This is a genomic window from Streptomyces sp. NPDC002144 (assembly GCF_053593695.1).
In genome coordinates, this window is record NZ_JBSFDB010000052.1 from 38,306 (window position 1) to 53,296 (window position 14,991).

9 protein-coding genes and 1 pseudogene are annotated in these 14,991 nt (G+C 71.5%); 7 read left to right on the forward strand and 3 right to left on the reverse strand.

Annotated features, from left to right (window positions below; all coding sequences use genetic code 11):
- Nucleotides 1-38: 38 nt before the first annotated feature.
- On the reverse strand, nucleotides 39-710 hold the full coding sequence (locus tag ACWCQ1_RS43220) for an SMI1/KNR4 family protein (RefSeq protein WP_451029009.1): 672 nt from the start codon (nucleotides 708-710) through the stop codon (nucleotides 39-41).
- 148 nt (nucleotides 711-858) lie between these two features.
- On the opposite strand from ACWCQ1_RS43220, the pseudogene ACWCQ1_RS43225 reads away from it, so the two are divergent.
- From ACWCQ1_RS43225 to ACWCQ1_RS43255, 7 genes and pseudogenes are all read left to right on the forward strand, one after another.
- Nucleotides 859-1,110 (forward strand): annotated as a pseudogene (locus ACWCQ1_RS43225) (hypothetical protein); the annotation flags it as partial.
- A 419-nt stretch (nucleotides 1,111-1,529) separates the two neighbouring features.
- Entirely contained in the window at nucleotides 1,530-3,140 is a 1,611-nt protein-coding gene (dacB, locus tag ACWCQ1_RS43230) for a D-alanyl-D-alanine carboxypeptidase/D-alanyl-D-alanine endopeptidase (protein WP_451029010.1), read from the forward strand.
- Between the two features lie 174 nt (nucleotides 3,141-3,314).
- Nucleotides 3,315-4,910 carry a TIGR02677 family protein gene (locus ACWCQ1_RS43235; RefSeq protein ID WP_451029011.1) on the forward strand — a complete coding sequence of 532 codons (1,596 nt, stop codon included), beginning with the start codon at nucleotides 3,315-3,317 and terminating at the stop codon, nucleotides 4,908-4,910.
- Nucleotides 4,907-6,136, forward strand: coding sequence for a TIGR02678 family protein (locus tag ACWCQ1_RS43240; RefSeq protein WP_451029012.1), 1,230 nt, complete (start codon nucleotides 4,907-4,909; stop codon nucleotides 6,134-6,136). The genes ACWCQ1_RS43235 and ACWCQ1_RS43240 overlap by 4 nt, the downstream gene beginning before the upstream one ends.
- A 5-nt stretch (nucleotides 6,137-6,141) precedes the next feature.
- Complete coding sequence (locus ACWCQ1_RS43245) at nucleotides 6,142-10,407, forward strand: TIGR02680 family protein (RefSeq protein ID WP_451029013.1); 4,266 nt, start codon at nucleotides 6,142-6,144, stop codon at nucleotides 10,405-10,407.
- Complete coding sequence (locus ACWCQ1_RS43250; RefSeq protein ID WP_451029014.1) at nucleotides 10,404-11,753, forward strand: TIGR02679 family protein; 1,350 nt, start codon at nucleotides 10,404-10,406, stop codon at nucleotides 11,751-11,753. Before ACWCQ1_RS43245 ends, ACWCQ1_RS43250 begins: the two co-directional genes overlap by 4 nt.
- A gap of 453 nt (nucleotides 11,754-12,206) precedes the next feature.
- Entirely contained in the window at nucleotides 12,207-12,896 is a 690-nt protein-coding gene (locus tag ACWCQ1_RS43255) for a DUF4142 domain-containing protein (RefSeq protein ID WP_451029017.1), read from the forward strand.
- A gap of 204 nt (nucleotides 12,897-13,100) precedes the next feature.
- Here the strand turns inward: ACWCQ1_RS43255 and ACWCQ1_RS43260 are convergent, their stop codons facing one another.
- Together ACWCQ1_RS43260 and ACWCQ1_RS43265 are read right to left on the reverse strand one after the other, a co-directional pair.
- Nucleotides 13,101-13,841, reverse strand: a complete 741-nt coding sequence (locus ACWCQ1_RS43260; RefSeq protein WP_451029015.1) for a hypothetical protein — start codon at nucleotides 13,839-13,841, stop codon at nucleotides 13,101-13,103.
- A gap of 650 nt (nucleotides 13,842-14,491) precedes the next feature.
- Nucleotides 14,492-14,884: a hypothetical protein gene (locus ACWCQ1_RS43265; RefSeq protein WP_451029016.1), complete on the reverse strand. Its 393-nt coding sequence runs from the start codon at nucleotides 14,882-14,884 to the stop codon at nucleotides 14,492-14,494.
- Nucleotides 14,885-14,991: the final 107 nt, after the last annotated feature.

Here is a 14,991-nt window from a genome sequence, read left to right on the forward strand (position 1 = left end):
CTGTGGCCGGAGCACCGTGCGATGTTCCGGCCACCGCGCTACCCGAAGCGCGTCCAGTCAGGGTCCAGCGGATACACGGGGCCGTCCCACACCAGGGCCTGATCGACAAGACCGGGCACGGTGGTGTCCTGGCGGCCGTCCGCGTACTCCACGCCCCGGTTCTCGTACAGTGCGTCGGCGACTTCGATGAGGTAGTCGGCGAACGACGGCCAAACGCCCAGTTCGGGAATGCCGGCCTCCTCAAAGGTTCCGATCCGTCCGTAGCCCGGCCCTGGCGTGCAGTCGGCGAACAGCCCATACAGGCCGCTGCGGTCGGTCGCGGCGAAGGCGAGGTATCGCATCGCTGGGTCGGCGGGCCGGCCGATGGTGTGGGGGCCTTCGTCCCAGGTGGGCAGATGCTGCACTGGCGGGAGCGCGTGCTTCATCGGCAACAGCCAGGCAGTTCCCTGCCCTTGCGGGGCAAGCCCGGTCTCGGGTTCGGCTGTCCAGCCGAAGTCCCCGGGGTGACCGGTGCCGTTGTGAAGACGGTAGAAGGCCTTGAGGCCCGACGGGATGGTGAGGTCGAGTTCCTGCTCGACCTCTTGGACATCGGCCTCCGGAGCGGGCGGAGGTAGCATACGGTAGGAGCGCGGAGCATGCTGCTCCAGCCACGCCTCGATCCTCGCCCAGGCGCCCACCACTGCTCGCTCGTGCTGCTGGTCGTCGGTCATGCACACGACCCTACGACTGTCCGGGACATGGACAGTTCGGGGCGACCTCCGAAGTCACCTCTGCGCGCTGCTGTACCGCCTCGGATGTACGGCGCCCTCCTTGTCCGACAGTGTCTTCGACGAGCCGGGAAGCACCAGAAGTGCGGGAATGGACCTGACCCTTCCCGGCCGCCGCGGTGGTGCGGTCAGCCTCACCCTCGGTTCCCTCCTCTACCCCGCCATGCTCGGAGTCCAGAAGGTCAGCAGCGCACCCTCGCGGGTCGTCGCCCACCCGGCGACCGGCCCCCTGACAGCAGCGGACCGGGACTTCGTGGTCAAGGTGCGCGCGGCCGACCTGTGGGAGTACCCCGTCGGCGAGAAAGCGCTGAAGAAGGGGACCACGAAGGCAGTCAGAAGCGCCGACACCCCACCGGCCCCACCGCTGACGTCAGCCGCGACTGTCACGAACGTTTCCGGTTGCCCGGGTGGTTCGACAAAAGATCATCAGAAGCAGCAGAGGCCGGCCCCGGAACCACACCCTCTCCTACGTTCGCACCAGGGTCGCCACGGCGCGGGAGGGCCGCTGGACGGCGACCGTGCACGGCGGATCGATCGTCGTCCCACAGCCCTTCTACGACGCGGCCGACTCCATGCGGCGGCCCGGGGCGTGGGCTCGGCCGTGCTCGGCTGAAGGGATGATCTGCGCCCGACATGCCGTCATCGGGGAGTGGACCCGGAAGGTGAGTGAGCCCTGGCTCGTACGATTCTGCCGAATTGCCGTATACCTCATGTCTTTTTCGGTTTGTACTGCTTCTCGAATCGGCGGTGTGCATGAAATCGATGTTCCGTAGCCGGCTGCGCCCCTGGGCCGCAGCCTGCGCGACGCTCGTGACCCTGGCGGGCGTGGCCGTCACCGCTCCCGCGGCGCTGGCGGCCGCGCCGGCACGCGCACCCAAAACGGGGCACGTCAGCGACCTCCCGCCCGCCGTCAAGGCGATCATGCACAAGCCCGGCTACGAGAGTGCGCAATGGGGCGTCTACGAGGTCGACCCCTCGAACGGGCAGGTGATCCACTCCCAGTTCGCGCGACAGTCCTTCGTCCCCGGCTCGGACACCAAACTCGTCACCCTCTCGGCCGCCTGGCACAGCCTGGGCCCCGACCACCGATTCACCACACCCGTGTACGCGGCGGGCACGCGCCACGGCTCGACACTGAAGGGGAACCTGGCACTGGTCGCCCAGGGCGACCTGACGATGGGCGGGCGGACCAAGCCCGACGGTTCGGTGGACTACACCAACGTCGACCACACGTCCGCCAACGACCTACCCGGCGCCACGCTCACCCCGGAGAACCCGCTCGCCGGTGTGGACCAGATCGCCCGGCAGGTGCGCCATGCGGGCATCACCCGCGTTCAGGGCGACGTCGTCGTCGATCCCAGGATCTTCACGCCCCCGGAGCTGGACCCGCAGCCCACCCCTCTGATCATCAACGACAACCTCATCGACCTGCTGACCACCCCCACCACCGCCGGGCACCCGGCCAAGCTGTTCTGGCGCCCGCAGGTCAAGCCGTACAGCGTCGACTTCAAGGTGAAGACGGTGGCCGCCGGCGCCACGACGAACATCACGGTCAAGGCCTCCCCGGACGGCACCAAGATCACCGTGTCGGGTCAGATCGCGGCCGGGACGAAGCCCGTCCTGAGGACCTCACCCGTCCAGGATCCCAACGCCTTCGGCCGCACCGCGCTGATCGAGGCGCTCGGCCGGGCAGGCGTCACCGTCAGCGCCCGGCAGACCGGCCCGAACCCGGAGCGCAAACTGCCCGCCTCCTACGACCACAATGCGCGGGTGGCCGCCTATGTCTCCCCGCCCTACCGGCAGTACGCCAAGCTGATCCTGAAGGTCAGTCACAACCTCGGCGCCAACCTGGCCTTGTGCAACATGGCCGGGCTGCGCGGCAGCAAGGACTGCTTCGCCGGCGGATTCGGGGTCGAGCACGACTTCCTGACCAAGGTCGCGCACATCGACCCGAGGCAGTTCCAACTCGATGACGGGCGCGGCGGCGACGCGACAGAGAAGGCCACCCCGGTCGGCCTCGCCCAGATTCTCGCCTATTGGCTGCACACCCCGGATGCGACCGCCTTCCGGCTGTCGCTGCCCATCCTGGGGGTCGACGGCTCGAACGCGATCTCCTGCACCCACTGCCCGGCCAGAGGCAAGGTCTTCGCCAAACCGGGAACCGTCATCGGCCTGGACCGGCTCAACGGCCAGCTCGACGTGGCGGACCAGAGCCAGGCCGGCTACCTGCTGACCGACGACGGTCATCTGGTCATCTTCGTTGTACTCGTCAACTCCGCCACCGCCCCTGACATCCAGGGCATCCTGCGCATCTTCGACGACACCAACCAGATCTCCGCGCTGTTGCAGGAGGAGGCCTCGGCACACCTGTGACGGCGCGTGGCAACCGGTATCTGCGCCGACGGTACGCGAAACGCCCGGGATCGCCGTCTCTTCACCGGCCCGGGCGTGCGATCACGCCTAGCGACAGTCCGCCACCGATAACTATGCGTGACACCCAGGCCACGGTTCCCCCGCGAGCGGGCCCGTCAGGGACAATGCCGAACGATGACCTCGACGCCTTCCGGATCGGCACGGGACGGGTACGCGCCGTTCGCTCACCTCACCGTGCCCAACGCCGCCCTCTACCGCCGGGTGATGGGCGCGTTCCTGTCCGCCAAGGAGCGCTTCGCGGTGCACTTGCGGCCCGAGGACGTGCACGCAGCGCTGGCGCCTGAGCACCGGCCCGCCGAGCTGGACACGGTGGTCAAGGCGCTGGACAGCCTCGTGGAGTGGGGCAATCTGCGGGCGGATCCGGACACCTCCCGGGTCACCGCGGTGGAGGACTTCTACCGCAAACGCTTCATCTATCAGCTCACCCAGGCCGGCGAGGCCGCCGAACTCGCGCTGTCCGCCTACGACGAGGCGCTGGGGCGGCGCGGCGCCCTGCAGGCGGTGGCCCTTCAGGACATCGTCACCCAGTTGCGGGCGCTGCTGGTGATAGCCGCCGAGCAGGAGGACGGTGAGCCGGACGCGGCCAAGGCTCATCTGGCGCTGTCCGCCCTGACCGGCCGCTTCGAGGCGCTCGCGGAGAACGCACGGGCGTTCATGGGCTCCCTGCAGCGCACCATCGATCTGCACGATGTCGAGGTCGAGGTGTTCCTCGCCTACAAGGACAGGCTGATCCAGTACCTGGAGCGGTTCATCCAGGATCTGATCACCCTGGGCGGGCGGATCGCCCTGATCATCGGTGAGCTGGAGGACCAGGACCAGGTCGGGGCGCTGTTGCGACTGGCCGCGGCACGAGAGGCCGCCGATGCCGCCCCGGACGAGGCCGAGAGCGCCGAGGCGCAGGCGTACGCGCGGTGGGTGGCGAAGTGGTCGGGGCTCGCGGCCTGGTTCGTGTCGGCGGACGGGCGCGAGTCGCAGGCCCGTTTGCTGCGGGGGCGTGCTCTCGGCGCGATTCCACAGCTCCTGGCGGTCGTACGGCAGTTGAACGAGCGGCGGGCGGGGCGCTCGGACCGTTCGGCGGACTTTCGCACGCTGGCCCGCTGGTTCGCCGAGGCTCCTGACGACGCGGCGCGCCACCGGCTGTGGCGGGCGGCGTTCGGGCTGTATCCCGCGCGTCACCTCACCGTCGACGCGGACACCCTGGAGGGGCGGGCCGCCCGCCCGGTGCCCGCCTCCATGCCCTGGGCCGAGGCCGAACCCCTGCGCATCAGCCCGCAGTTGCGCCGCACCGGCAGCTACGAGCGGCGTGGCAGGACCCGCCGGGTGCAGGACCGGTCGCAGGATCGGCGGCGTCTGGCGGAGATCGCCGCCCGGCAGGCGCAGGAGATCACGGCCGCCCGCGCCCGCCTCGCCACGGGCGGCACGACGCGGCTGTCCGCGCTCGGCGAGCTCGACCCGCTCGCCTTCGGCCTGTTCCTGCAGTTGCTGGGTGACGCCTTGGCCACCTGGCGGCCCGGCATGACGGCCACCGTGGCGACCAGCAACGACGGCACGATGGAGATCCGGCTCTCCGCCCTGGCGGACGGAACGACGGCCGAGATCCACACCCCCGGCGGCACCTTCCGCGGCCCCGACCACCTGGTCGAGATCACCGATCTCACCCGAAGCGGTCAGGTGCGCGCCGACGACATGTACACGGGAGGGGAGCGATGACCACGCCCCTGGGCGAGGTGCTGGACGGCCGGCGCACCGCCGAGTTCCACAAGGCCGCCCGCGCCCTGCTCAAGGAGCCGTTGCTGCTCGCGCACGGCCCGTACGCGGATGAGTTCCGGCTGGTGCGCCGGCATGCCGGCGACCTGCGCGACTGGTTCGACCGCAACACCGGCTGGCCGCTGAGGGTGGATGCGGAGGCGGCGCGCCTGGGCCGCACCCCCGGCACTCTGGCCGACCCGACGCATCCGGCGCGCGAGGCCACCCGCACCCGCGCCCCCTTCACCCGCCGCCGGTATGTACTGCTGTGCCTGGCGCTGGCCGCACTGGAGCGGGGCGAGGCGCAGATCGCACTCGGCCGCCTTGCCGAGCAGGTGGTGCTCGATGCCGCCGATCCCCATCTGGTCGCCGCCGGCATCGAGTTCACTTTGGAGCGGCGTGACGAGCGGCTGGATCTGGCGGCGGTGGTACGGCTGCTCATCCGTTACGGCGTGCTGCGGCGGGTGGCCGGGGACGAGGACGCGTATGTCAGCGGGGCGGGCGATGTGCTCTACGACGTCCAGCGCCGCGTTCTGGCCGGGTTGCTCGCCGCTCGCCGCGGCCCGTCGATGATCGCTGCCGGGGATTTCGAGGAACGGCTGACCGAGCTGACCGCCGAGAGCGCCCTGGACAGCGACGAACTGCGCTTCCGCGCCATCCGTCAGCGGCTGACCCGGCGCCTGCTGGACGATCCGGTGCTGTACTACGCCGAGTTGAGCGACGAGGAGCTCGTCTACCTCACCCGGCAGCGCGCCTTCATCACCGCCCGCATCACCGAACTGACCGGCCTGGTGGCGGAGGTGCGGGCCGAGGGCATCGCCATGGTCGACCCGCTGGATGACCTGACCGACGTACGGATGCCCGAGCAGGGCACCCACGGACACGTCACCCTGCTGATCGCCGAGCACCTGGCAGCCGCGACCGGCGCGGTCGGCCACGGTGAGCTGGAACGCCGGGTGCGGGAACTGGCGCAGGAACACGGTGGGTTCTGGTCCAAGAACGCCCGGCAGCCCGGTGCCGAAGGGGAGCTGGTCGACCTGGCACTGGCCAAGCTGACGGCACTGGGCCTGGTCACCACCGCACCCGGTGGCGTCCTGCCGCTGCCGGCGCTGGCCCGCTACGCGGTCGGCGACACCGTCGTACGAGAGCCGGGGATTCCCGGTGCCCGCACCGCGCAGCGAAAGGCGTGAGAGACGTGACCGCCCTGCCCACTCCCCCGCCCGGCCGGTGGCGGCCGCTGCGCATCGGCCTGGTCGACCTGTTCTACTACGACACCGAGGAGTTCTGGTTCCGCGACGGGCGGCTGTTGCTGCGCGGCAACAACGGCACCGGCAAGTCCAAGGTCCTCGCCCTGACCCTGCCCTTCCTCCTCGACGGCGACCTGTCCGCGCGCCGGGTCGAGCCGGACGCCGACCCGGGCAAGCGCATGGAGTGGAACCTGCTGCTGGGCGGGCAGCACCCGCACCCCGAGCGGCTGGGCTACACCTGGATCGAGTTCGGCCGCCATGACGAGGCCACAGGACAGGACCGCTTCCTCACCCTGGCCTGCGGACTGAAGGCGGTGGCGGGGCGGGGCATCGCCCGGCACTGGTACGCCGTCACCGACCAGCGCGTCGGAGCGGAACTGAACCTGCTGGACGCCACCGGCACCGCACTGTCACGCGACCGGCTCGCGGACGCGGTCATCGGGCGGGGCATGGTCTACGACACGGCCACCGCCTACCGCAGGGCGGTCGACGAGGCACTGTTCGGGCTCGGCGAGCAGCGCTACGCCGCCCTGGTGGACCTGCTCATCCAGCTGCGCCAGCCGCAGCTGTCGAAGCGGCCCAACGAGGCGGCCCTGTCGCGTGCGCTGACCGAGGCGCTGCCGCCCATGGACCAGGCGGTGATCGCCGACGTGGCCGAGGCGTTCCGGTCCCTTGACGAGGAGAAGGAGGAGCTGCGGGCGGCCACCGAGGCCGAGCGGGCCGCCTCCGCGTTCCTGGACCACTACCGTCGCTACGCCCGCGTCGCCACCCGCCGCCGCGCCCGGCTGCCCCGGCACGAACACGCCCGTTACGAACAGCTGGGCCGCGACCTCGCGCAGGCCCAGAGCGAGCGGTCGCAGGCCGAGGAGGACCGCGAGCACATCACGAAGCGCATCGGGGAGTTGGAGGAGTCCGCCGCGCGGCTGAAGGCGCAGGAGGCCGCGCTGCGCGAGGGCCCGGAGATGCGCAGTGCCCGGGAGCTGGAGCAGGCGGCGGCCGACGCCCGTCGCACCGCTTCGGAGGTGGCCCGCGCCGAGGCGGACCGGGGCCAGGCCGCTCAGGCCCACACTCGTGCCCTGGGCCGTCTTAAGAGCGCCGGCCGGCGGCTTGCGGCGGCCGAGCAGCAGGTCGCCGACACCCTCGCCCGCGAGCGGGAGGCGGCCTCGGCCGCCCGCCTCGACGGGCAGCTGCGCAGCGAGGGCGCACCGGAGCCCGAACTGCGCCGCGCGGCCGAGGAGTCGGTGGCGCGCAGGCGGCGCACCCTCGACCACGTCGAGGAGCTGGTCTCACGCGCCGAGCAGGCCGCCGGCGAGCGGCGGGCCGCCGCACGCCGCCTGGACGAGGCGCAGACCGAGGCAGGACACACCGCCGAACGACAGGCGCGGGCGGAGGCGACGGCGGAGGGGGCGGGCCGGACCCTGGTCGCCTCCGTACGCGAACACCTGGCAGCCTGCGAGGAGTTGACGCCGCAGGATCCGGTGGGCCTCCTGGACGGCCTGCAGGACTGGGTCACGCACCTGCGGGGTCCTTCGCCCGCGCGCGTGCACACGGGCGACGCCCATCGCGCCCGGGCCGCGGACCTGGCCGACCGGGCGGCCGCCCTCGGGCAGAGGCTGACCGAACTTATGGCGCGGCGCACCGAGACCGAACGGGAGCTGGCCGACCTGGAAGCCGGCGGTCAGCGCGGCCCCACGCCACCCCACACCCGTACCCCCGGCCTGCGCGAGCAGACACCCGGGGCGCCGCTGTGGCGTCTGGTCGACTTCCACGACCACGTCACCGCCGGCGAACGGGCGGGCCTGGAGGCGGCGTTGGAGGTCTCCGGCCTGCTGGACGCCTGGGTGTGCCCGGACGGCACGGTGCTGCAGGCCGGCGGCCACGACGTCCTGCTGTCGCCGGGTGCCCCGCTGACCGGGAGCACGCTTCAGGCGGTGCTGCGACCGGCCGTGGACCACGGGGACGCCCGCGCCATGGCAGTGGGTGAGCAGACGGTGGCCCGCCTCCTGGCCGCCGTGGGCCTGGGCTTCGGCGGTCCCGCAGACACCTGGGTCTCGGTGGACGGCCGCTTCCGCGTAGGAGCCCTGACCGGCAGTTGGTCGAAGCAGGCCGCCGTGTACGTGGGTGAAGGCGCCCGCGAGGAGGCGCGCCGGGCCCGGATCGCCGCCCTGCGCGGCGAACTCGGCGCTCTGGCAGGGCAGGTGGAGCGACTGGAGGCCGAACGGACCGAGGTCGCCCGGCGCCGCCGTACCCTGGACGCCGAACTGGCCGCCGTCCCCGACGACGCCGATCTGCGCCACGCGCACGCGCTGGCCGCGGCCGCCGCGGACGCCGCCCAGCGGGCCCGCGCCCGCCAGGAGGAACGCTCCGCGGACCTGGCCGCGGCAGCCGCGCAGGAAGCCGAGGCGGCCACCGAACTCACCGACGCCGCGGCCGCCGTGGACCTGCCAGCCGACCGGCCCGCGCTGGCCGCCGTCCGCCAGGCGCTGGCGGACTACACCGCCGTTCTGGCCGCCCTGTGGCCGGCGCTGCGCGAGCACGCCGATGCCGGGCGTGCGGTGGCCGACGAACGCGCGGACGTGGAGCAGGCCGGCGCCCGGGTCGCCGAACTGGCCCTGCGCGCGGAGGAGTCGGTGCGCCTGGCGGCCGCCGCCGACGAACGTCACACCACCTTGCGCTCCACCGTCGGCGCCGCCGTCGCGGAACTGGAGCAGCGCCTGGCCGCCACAGCCACGGCGCTGGCCGCCTGTGAGCGCGATCAGCGCCACTGCCGTGAGGAGCACGCCGATGCCGGCCGGCGCGTCGGCCGTGCGGAGGGCCGTATCGAGCAGTTGGAGAAGGACGTGACCGAGGCCGCCGCCTCCCGCGGCGAGGCGATCGCCGCCCTGCAGCGGTTCGCGTCCACCGGCCTGCTCACGGTCGCCCTGCCCGAGGTGGCCGTACCCCCGCTGGACGACGGACCGTGGGCGGCCACCCCCGCCGTCGCGCTCGCCCGTGCCATCGAGGCACAGCTGTCGGGCCCGTCCGGCACCGACGACTCCGACGGCGCGTGGGAACGGGTCCAGAAACGGCTCAGCGAGGAGTACAAGAAACTCCAGGACGCCCTCTCCCGCGGCGGCCACAGCGCCACCGCCCGCATGGTCGAGGACGGCATGGTCGTCGACATCGTCTACCAGGGCCACCGACGGACCGTGCCCGAACTGACCGCGGCCCTCACCACCGAGGTGAGCGAACTCGCGCGCATCCTGTCCGCACACGAACGCGAGATCCTCGAAACCCACCTGCTCACCGAGGTCGCCGGCACCCTGCAGGAACTGATCGCGGCCGCCGAACGCCAGGTACGGGCGATGAACGCCGAACTGCAGGAGCGGCCCACCTCCACCGGCATGCGACTGCGCCTGGTGTGGCGGCCCTCCCGCAAGGCGCCCACGGGCCTGGCCCAGGCGCGCGAACGCCTGCGCCAGTCCACGGACGCCTGGGCTTCCGAGGACCGGGCGGCGGTCGGCGAGTTCCTGCAGACGGAGATCGCCCGCCGGCAGTCCGACGACACGGCGGGCAGCTGGCTGGAGGTCCTCACCGCGGCCCTGGACTACCGGGCCTGGCACGAGTTCGGCATCGAACGCCACCAGCACGGCGCCTGGGTGCCGGCCACCGGCCCCGCCTCCGGTGGCGAACGCGTCCTGGCCGTGTCCGTACCCCTGTTCGCCGCAGCCTCCTCCCACTACGCCACGGCCGCCCCGGACGCCCCGCGTCTGGTCACCCTCGACGAGGCCTTCGCGGGCGTGGACGACGACTCGCGCGCCAAGTGCCTGGGCCTGCTGCACGCCTTCGACCTGGACGTGGTGATGACCAGCGAACGCGAATGGGCCTGCTATCCGCAGGTCCCCGGCATCGCCATCGCCCAGCTCTCCCGCGTCGACGAGATCGCCGCGGTCCTGGTGACGCGGTGGGAGTGGGACGGGGGTGAGCGCGTACGCGGCACCGAACCCGACCACCACCTGGCCACCGTCCCCGTCCAGACGCCGCCGCCCCTCGGCACGACACCGGCCGCGCCCTCCGGGGACACGGAGTCCGGCCAGGCACCGACTCCCCTCGGCTCGACGCCCGCCGCACCCACCGAAGACACGGACTCCGCCCAGGCACCAACTCCCCTCGGCGCGACACCCGCCACGCCCGCCGAGGACCAGGTCTCCGGCCACGACGCGCTGTGGCCGTGAACGATCCCGAAGAGCCCGGCGACGTCGACGGCGGCCTCATCCGCCGCTCGCCCGGCGATCCCGGACCGCTCAGCCGCGCCGGTGGCGATGGCGATCAGCCCCGCCAGGTCGAAGGCGATCCCGAACAGCCCAGCCACGTCGACGGCGACCGCCTCGCCCGCCTGCTCGGCGACCCCGGCTTGACGTGGCTGGTCGAGCGCGTACGCCGCCGCATGGAGCGCGACGAACCGCTCACGGGCCCGGTCACGCTGACCACTCCCACCGCCGCCGAACGCGCAGCCGCCGAACGCCTGCTGGGCCGCGGCCCGGGTGCCGGACGCTCGCTGACAGTGCGCCTGGAGGCGGTGGACGCCGTACTGCGCCGCTCCGCCATCAGCCCCGGGGGCCTCGCCCCGGCGATCACTGCGCTCACCGGCCCGGTCACTTCAATCGGCGACGTACGCCAGCGAGAAGCGCAAGCCTGGCAGGACGCCTACACCCCACTCGCCGACGTGAGGCCCGAACTGACCGCCTGGGCAGACCGGTTGCGCCAGGACGGCCTCGTACGCCGTCTCGCCCGCACCCCACAGGCAGCGAAAACGTTGCTCACCAACACCACCACGGTCCTGCAGGAGCTACCCGCCAACCCGGCCGTCTCCTTGCCCGCCTTCGCGGCCAGGGTGCTCGGCGACGCCCACGCCCTCGACGAGGGAACCCCGCTGGCCACCGTTGTCCTGTCCGCGGTGCGGGCGTTGACCGACTTCCCGGACGGCAGCGGAGCCGAGTGGCGCCGCGAAGCCTGGGCCTCGGCCGGCCTCCTCAAAGACGCCCTCTCCTCCACGGTCCTCACCCTGGGCCTGCACGGCACCCCGGCACTGGACTGGATGACCGACGCCGGAGAGCCGGCCGTCCTGACCCTGCGCCAGCTCACGCACATCCCACCGCGGACAGCACCTGCGGTCGTGTACGTGTGCGAGAACCCGACCGTCCTGGCCACCGCGGCCGACACCCACGGCCCGGTCTGCCCGCCGCTGGTCTGCCTTCAGGGCCAGCCCTCGGCCGCCGCCCTCACCCTGCTCCGCCACCTCCACACCCACGGCTCCACACTCCGCTACCACGGCGACTTCGACTGGGGCGGCGTGCGCATCGCCGAGGCCTTGCTGCGGCGGGTGCCCTGGCAGCCCTGGCGCTACAGGGCGGCCGACTACCGCACGGCGGTCACCGCCACGCCGCTCGCACCGCCACTGAGCGGCACACCGGCCGAGGCCACGTGGGATCCCGGGCTGTCCCTGGCCCTGGCCGAACTCGGGGTGCGGATCGAGGAGGAGGCCGTCCTGGACATCCTCCTGGCCGACTTGATGCGCTGAGCCGGGAGTGGCCCACAACTGAGGTGAACGAATTCGCCGCGAGTCCCGACCGTCGGGCACGCACCGCCCACGATTTGGGGCGCGCCCGTGCGATCGCCGACTGCTGTATCTCGTCGGTCGAACGGCGGCCTCCTCATCAGTTGGTGTCGTCGACGAGCCGGGAAGAACCAGAAGGTGCGGGAATGGACCTGACCCTTCCCGGCCGCCGCTACATGGTCGACGGTGAGGCAACCGGCCCCTAGGGCCTAACGGCCCTTTCTCTAGCCGCAGTTAGGGTCGAGCGGCCCTACAGCCGCCGGCCCGTCACCGACCACCCGATCTCTTTGCCAACCCATGACGAGCCCAAGAGGTTCTTCGGACCCCCACATCCGTAAGTCCGGTGTGTGCGGGATCCGATGAACCGGATCAGGAGACACGGTGCTCGTTTCACGGAAGGCGGCGGGAACTCTTTTCATAGGTGGTGCGGTCAGCCTCACCCTCGGTTCCCTCCTCTACCCCGCCATGCTCGGAGTCCAGAAGGTCAGCAGCGCACCCTCGCGGGTCGTCGCCCACCCGGCGACCGGGCCGCTGACAGCAGCGGACCGGGACTTCGTGGTCAAGGTGCGCGCGGCAGGCCTGTGGGAGTACCCCGTCGGCGAGAAGGCGCTGAAGAAGGGGACCACGAAGGCGGTCAGGAGCGCCGGGCAGCAGCTGGTCGCCGGGGACGCCGCGTTGGACGCGGCCTGTCGCAACGCTGCCGGCCAGTTGGGCATCACGCTGCCCAACCAGCCATCACCCCAACAGCAGGGCTTCGCGTCACGCCTGAGCGCCGAGAGCGGCAAGCAGTTCGACACGGACATGGCCACCACCGTCCGCACGACGAACGGCCAGTTCCTCACCACGATCGCAGCCGTCCGCACCACCACGAGGAACACCCTGATCCGCGCCCTGGCCAACCAGGTCAACAACACCGTCCTGAACCACATCTCCGCCGTGGAGAAAACCGACCTGGTCGACTTCACCCAGGTCCTCGCCCAGGAAACCACCACCCCCAACCTCCCGGCTCAGGAACTGACCCCACCACCCCCGGCCGCAGGCCAGCCGCAGGCCGTCCTCACTCCGCCAGCGAACAGCACGGTGTCCCCGAACCCGACGGTGGGATGAGGTGAGGCCCGGGGGCTGAGCCCCCTCCGCCGACCTGGCGGCCGTTGGGTTCGGCCCCGGCCTCCCCCCATCCCGAAAGGCGCTACGCCAGGAGGCCGCGCTGCGCGAGGGCCCGGAGACGCGCAGCGCCCGGTCGTCCCTCCCCCCGCACCCGGGATCCGAGAAGTACTCCTGGCCTGCGCCGTAATCGCGCCATCCGAGAAGTCAGTGATCCCTTCCGGCGTTCGGGCTCGGCAGGAGCGTCCGGCGTGCCCAAAGGCCCAGCAGTACCGTCCCGCCGACCAGAAGCGGTACCGGGTCGGCAAGGGGGTCCAACACGAATCCGAGCACCGTGACGGTACAGACGGTGAGGACAATGAATGCGGCGGCGCCCTCCACGCCCAACCGCAGCGTTGGCCGGCCGGCACCCAGAATGGTCGCACCGCCGGGCACCCAGGGGCCGAACGCGACCACTAGCAGCCCTGCGGTGACGCAGGCGTCGGCCAGTCGCGAAGACATCACCTCGGGGACATGCTGGCCGACCCCCCACAGCCGCAGGGTGTCGCCGATCAACGTGAGGGACAGCCCGACGACCGCCACCCACACCGTGGCCTGCAGATCGCTCCGGACGAGACGGCGCAGAGCGACCAAGAACCCCAGGAAGGCGACTTCCGCCGCCCAGAGGACGCCGACCACTCCCGTCTCCAGATGCCAGCCTTCGCCGGCTCCCCGCAGCAGCAGCCATCCCGTCATGAACACGCATCCGGCTGCGACGATCCCGTCCAGCACGCGCAGCAGCCACATCTGCCGCCCCGTGCCGGCGTCGGCCGCGACCACCAGTCCGGCCATCCCCAGGCCGACCGCCATGGTCACTCCGGTGACCACCAGCCAACCGCGCAACGTTCGCACGTCCAGCCCCCACGCCAGAGGGTGGGTCGACAGCACGTTGACGGCGATCCGGTACACGCACCCTGTCCCAGAAGAGGCTGCCAACAGCAGCAGACGCGTCCGTACCCGGCCGCTCACCCCGCACGCACGGAGCACCAAGGAGGCCGTCAACACCCCGCAGCCGACGGACGGACCGAAGCCCGCCATCCACGCGGACATACTTCCAACAGCCCACCACCCGGCGGCAGTCAGCGCCGTTCCCGCCAGGCATGCCACACCGACCGCGACCCACACCCCCGCCCTGGTCCGACGACAGCGGCCCGGCCGGGACCCGGGCAGGTCCGGCGAGTTCCCCAAGCCCAACATCAGGTGCGCCTTTCAACCGTCACCCGCCCGCAGGACCTCCCCTGCAGCCGCCGGATCCCCTCGAAGACCGTAAAGGGCTCACCACCAGCACCGACAGGGAAAGAACGGCTAATTCACTCGTACTGTGTACAGGGGGAAAAACCCTGTGCCGCTCTGTCGCGCCCGGGACCAGGTCGCGCTCACCGTTCAGGCCCGCCGGCCGGCTGAGTCGCCCCGGAACCCGATCGATGCCCCGGGCCGCCTGGCGGCCCTCCCGGGACTCGGTGTCAGCGGTCACCGAACTCACCGCCCGGCGCCTCGCTCCCGGCACCACGCGTGCACCCTTCGACGGGACTCCCATAGAAACGCGGCGTCGACACCACTCAGCGATGTTTCGCCCGTTTCCTGACCCGGTCGATCAACTTGGCGTCGAAGCACTCGAACCGTTCGCGGTCGGTGTCCACTGCGTCGAGGATCATCCGGGCCATCGACGCGCGGCCGGTCGCGTACTCCTGATAGAGCGTCCAGATACCTTCGCGAGCTGCAATCTGACAGTCGATCTCAAGTTCGGACGCACCCGCCTCGCCCTCGGTCCCATGGGACTCACCACTGACACAAGAGATAAGTTCATCGAGAAGACGGGCGTGCACCGTCTCCGACGTCTCCTCACTCAGAGCCGCCACGATCACGGACGTCACCGGCAGCGCCACTTCAAAGAGAAGAGACTGAACGTAGACGTGTCCCTCCAGGGATGCGTCTGCCAACTCCTGAGACATTTGGGCAGTCAGTGAGCTTTTTCAGCGTGGCCACCGATCGGGTGAAGGCGTCGGGGTTCGCAACGCACGAGGCTCCCGTGCCGTTGAGGGAGGTGTTCGACGTCTCA

Bases quoted from the DNA above. Each gene is read 5' to 3' on its own strand.
- ACWCQ1_RS43220 (WP_451029009.1), bottom strand. From the start codon at position 710: ATGACCGACGACCAGCAGCACGAGCGAGCAGTGGTGGGCGCCTGGGCG.
- dacB (WP_451029010.1), top strand. From the start codon at position 1,530: ATGTTCCGTAGCCGGCTGCGCCCCTGGGCCGCAGCCTGCGCGACGCTC.
- ACWCQ1_RS43235 (WP_451029011.1), top strand. From the start codon at position 3,315: ATGACCTCGACGCCTTCCGGATCGGCACGGGACGGGTACGCGCCGTTC.
- ACWCQ1_RS43240 (WP_451029012.1), top strand. From the start codon at position 4,907: ATGACCACGCCCCTGGGCGAGGTGCTGGACGGCCGGCGCACCGCCGAG.
- ACWCQ1_RS43265 (WP_451029016.1), bottom strand. From the start codon at position 14,884: ATGTCTCAGGAGTTGGCAGACGCATCCCTGGAGGGACACGTCTACGTT.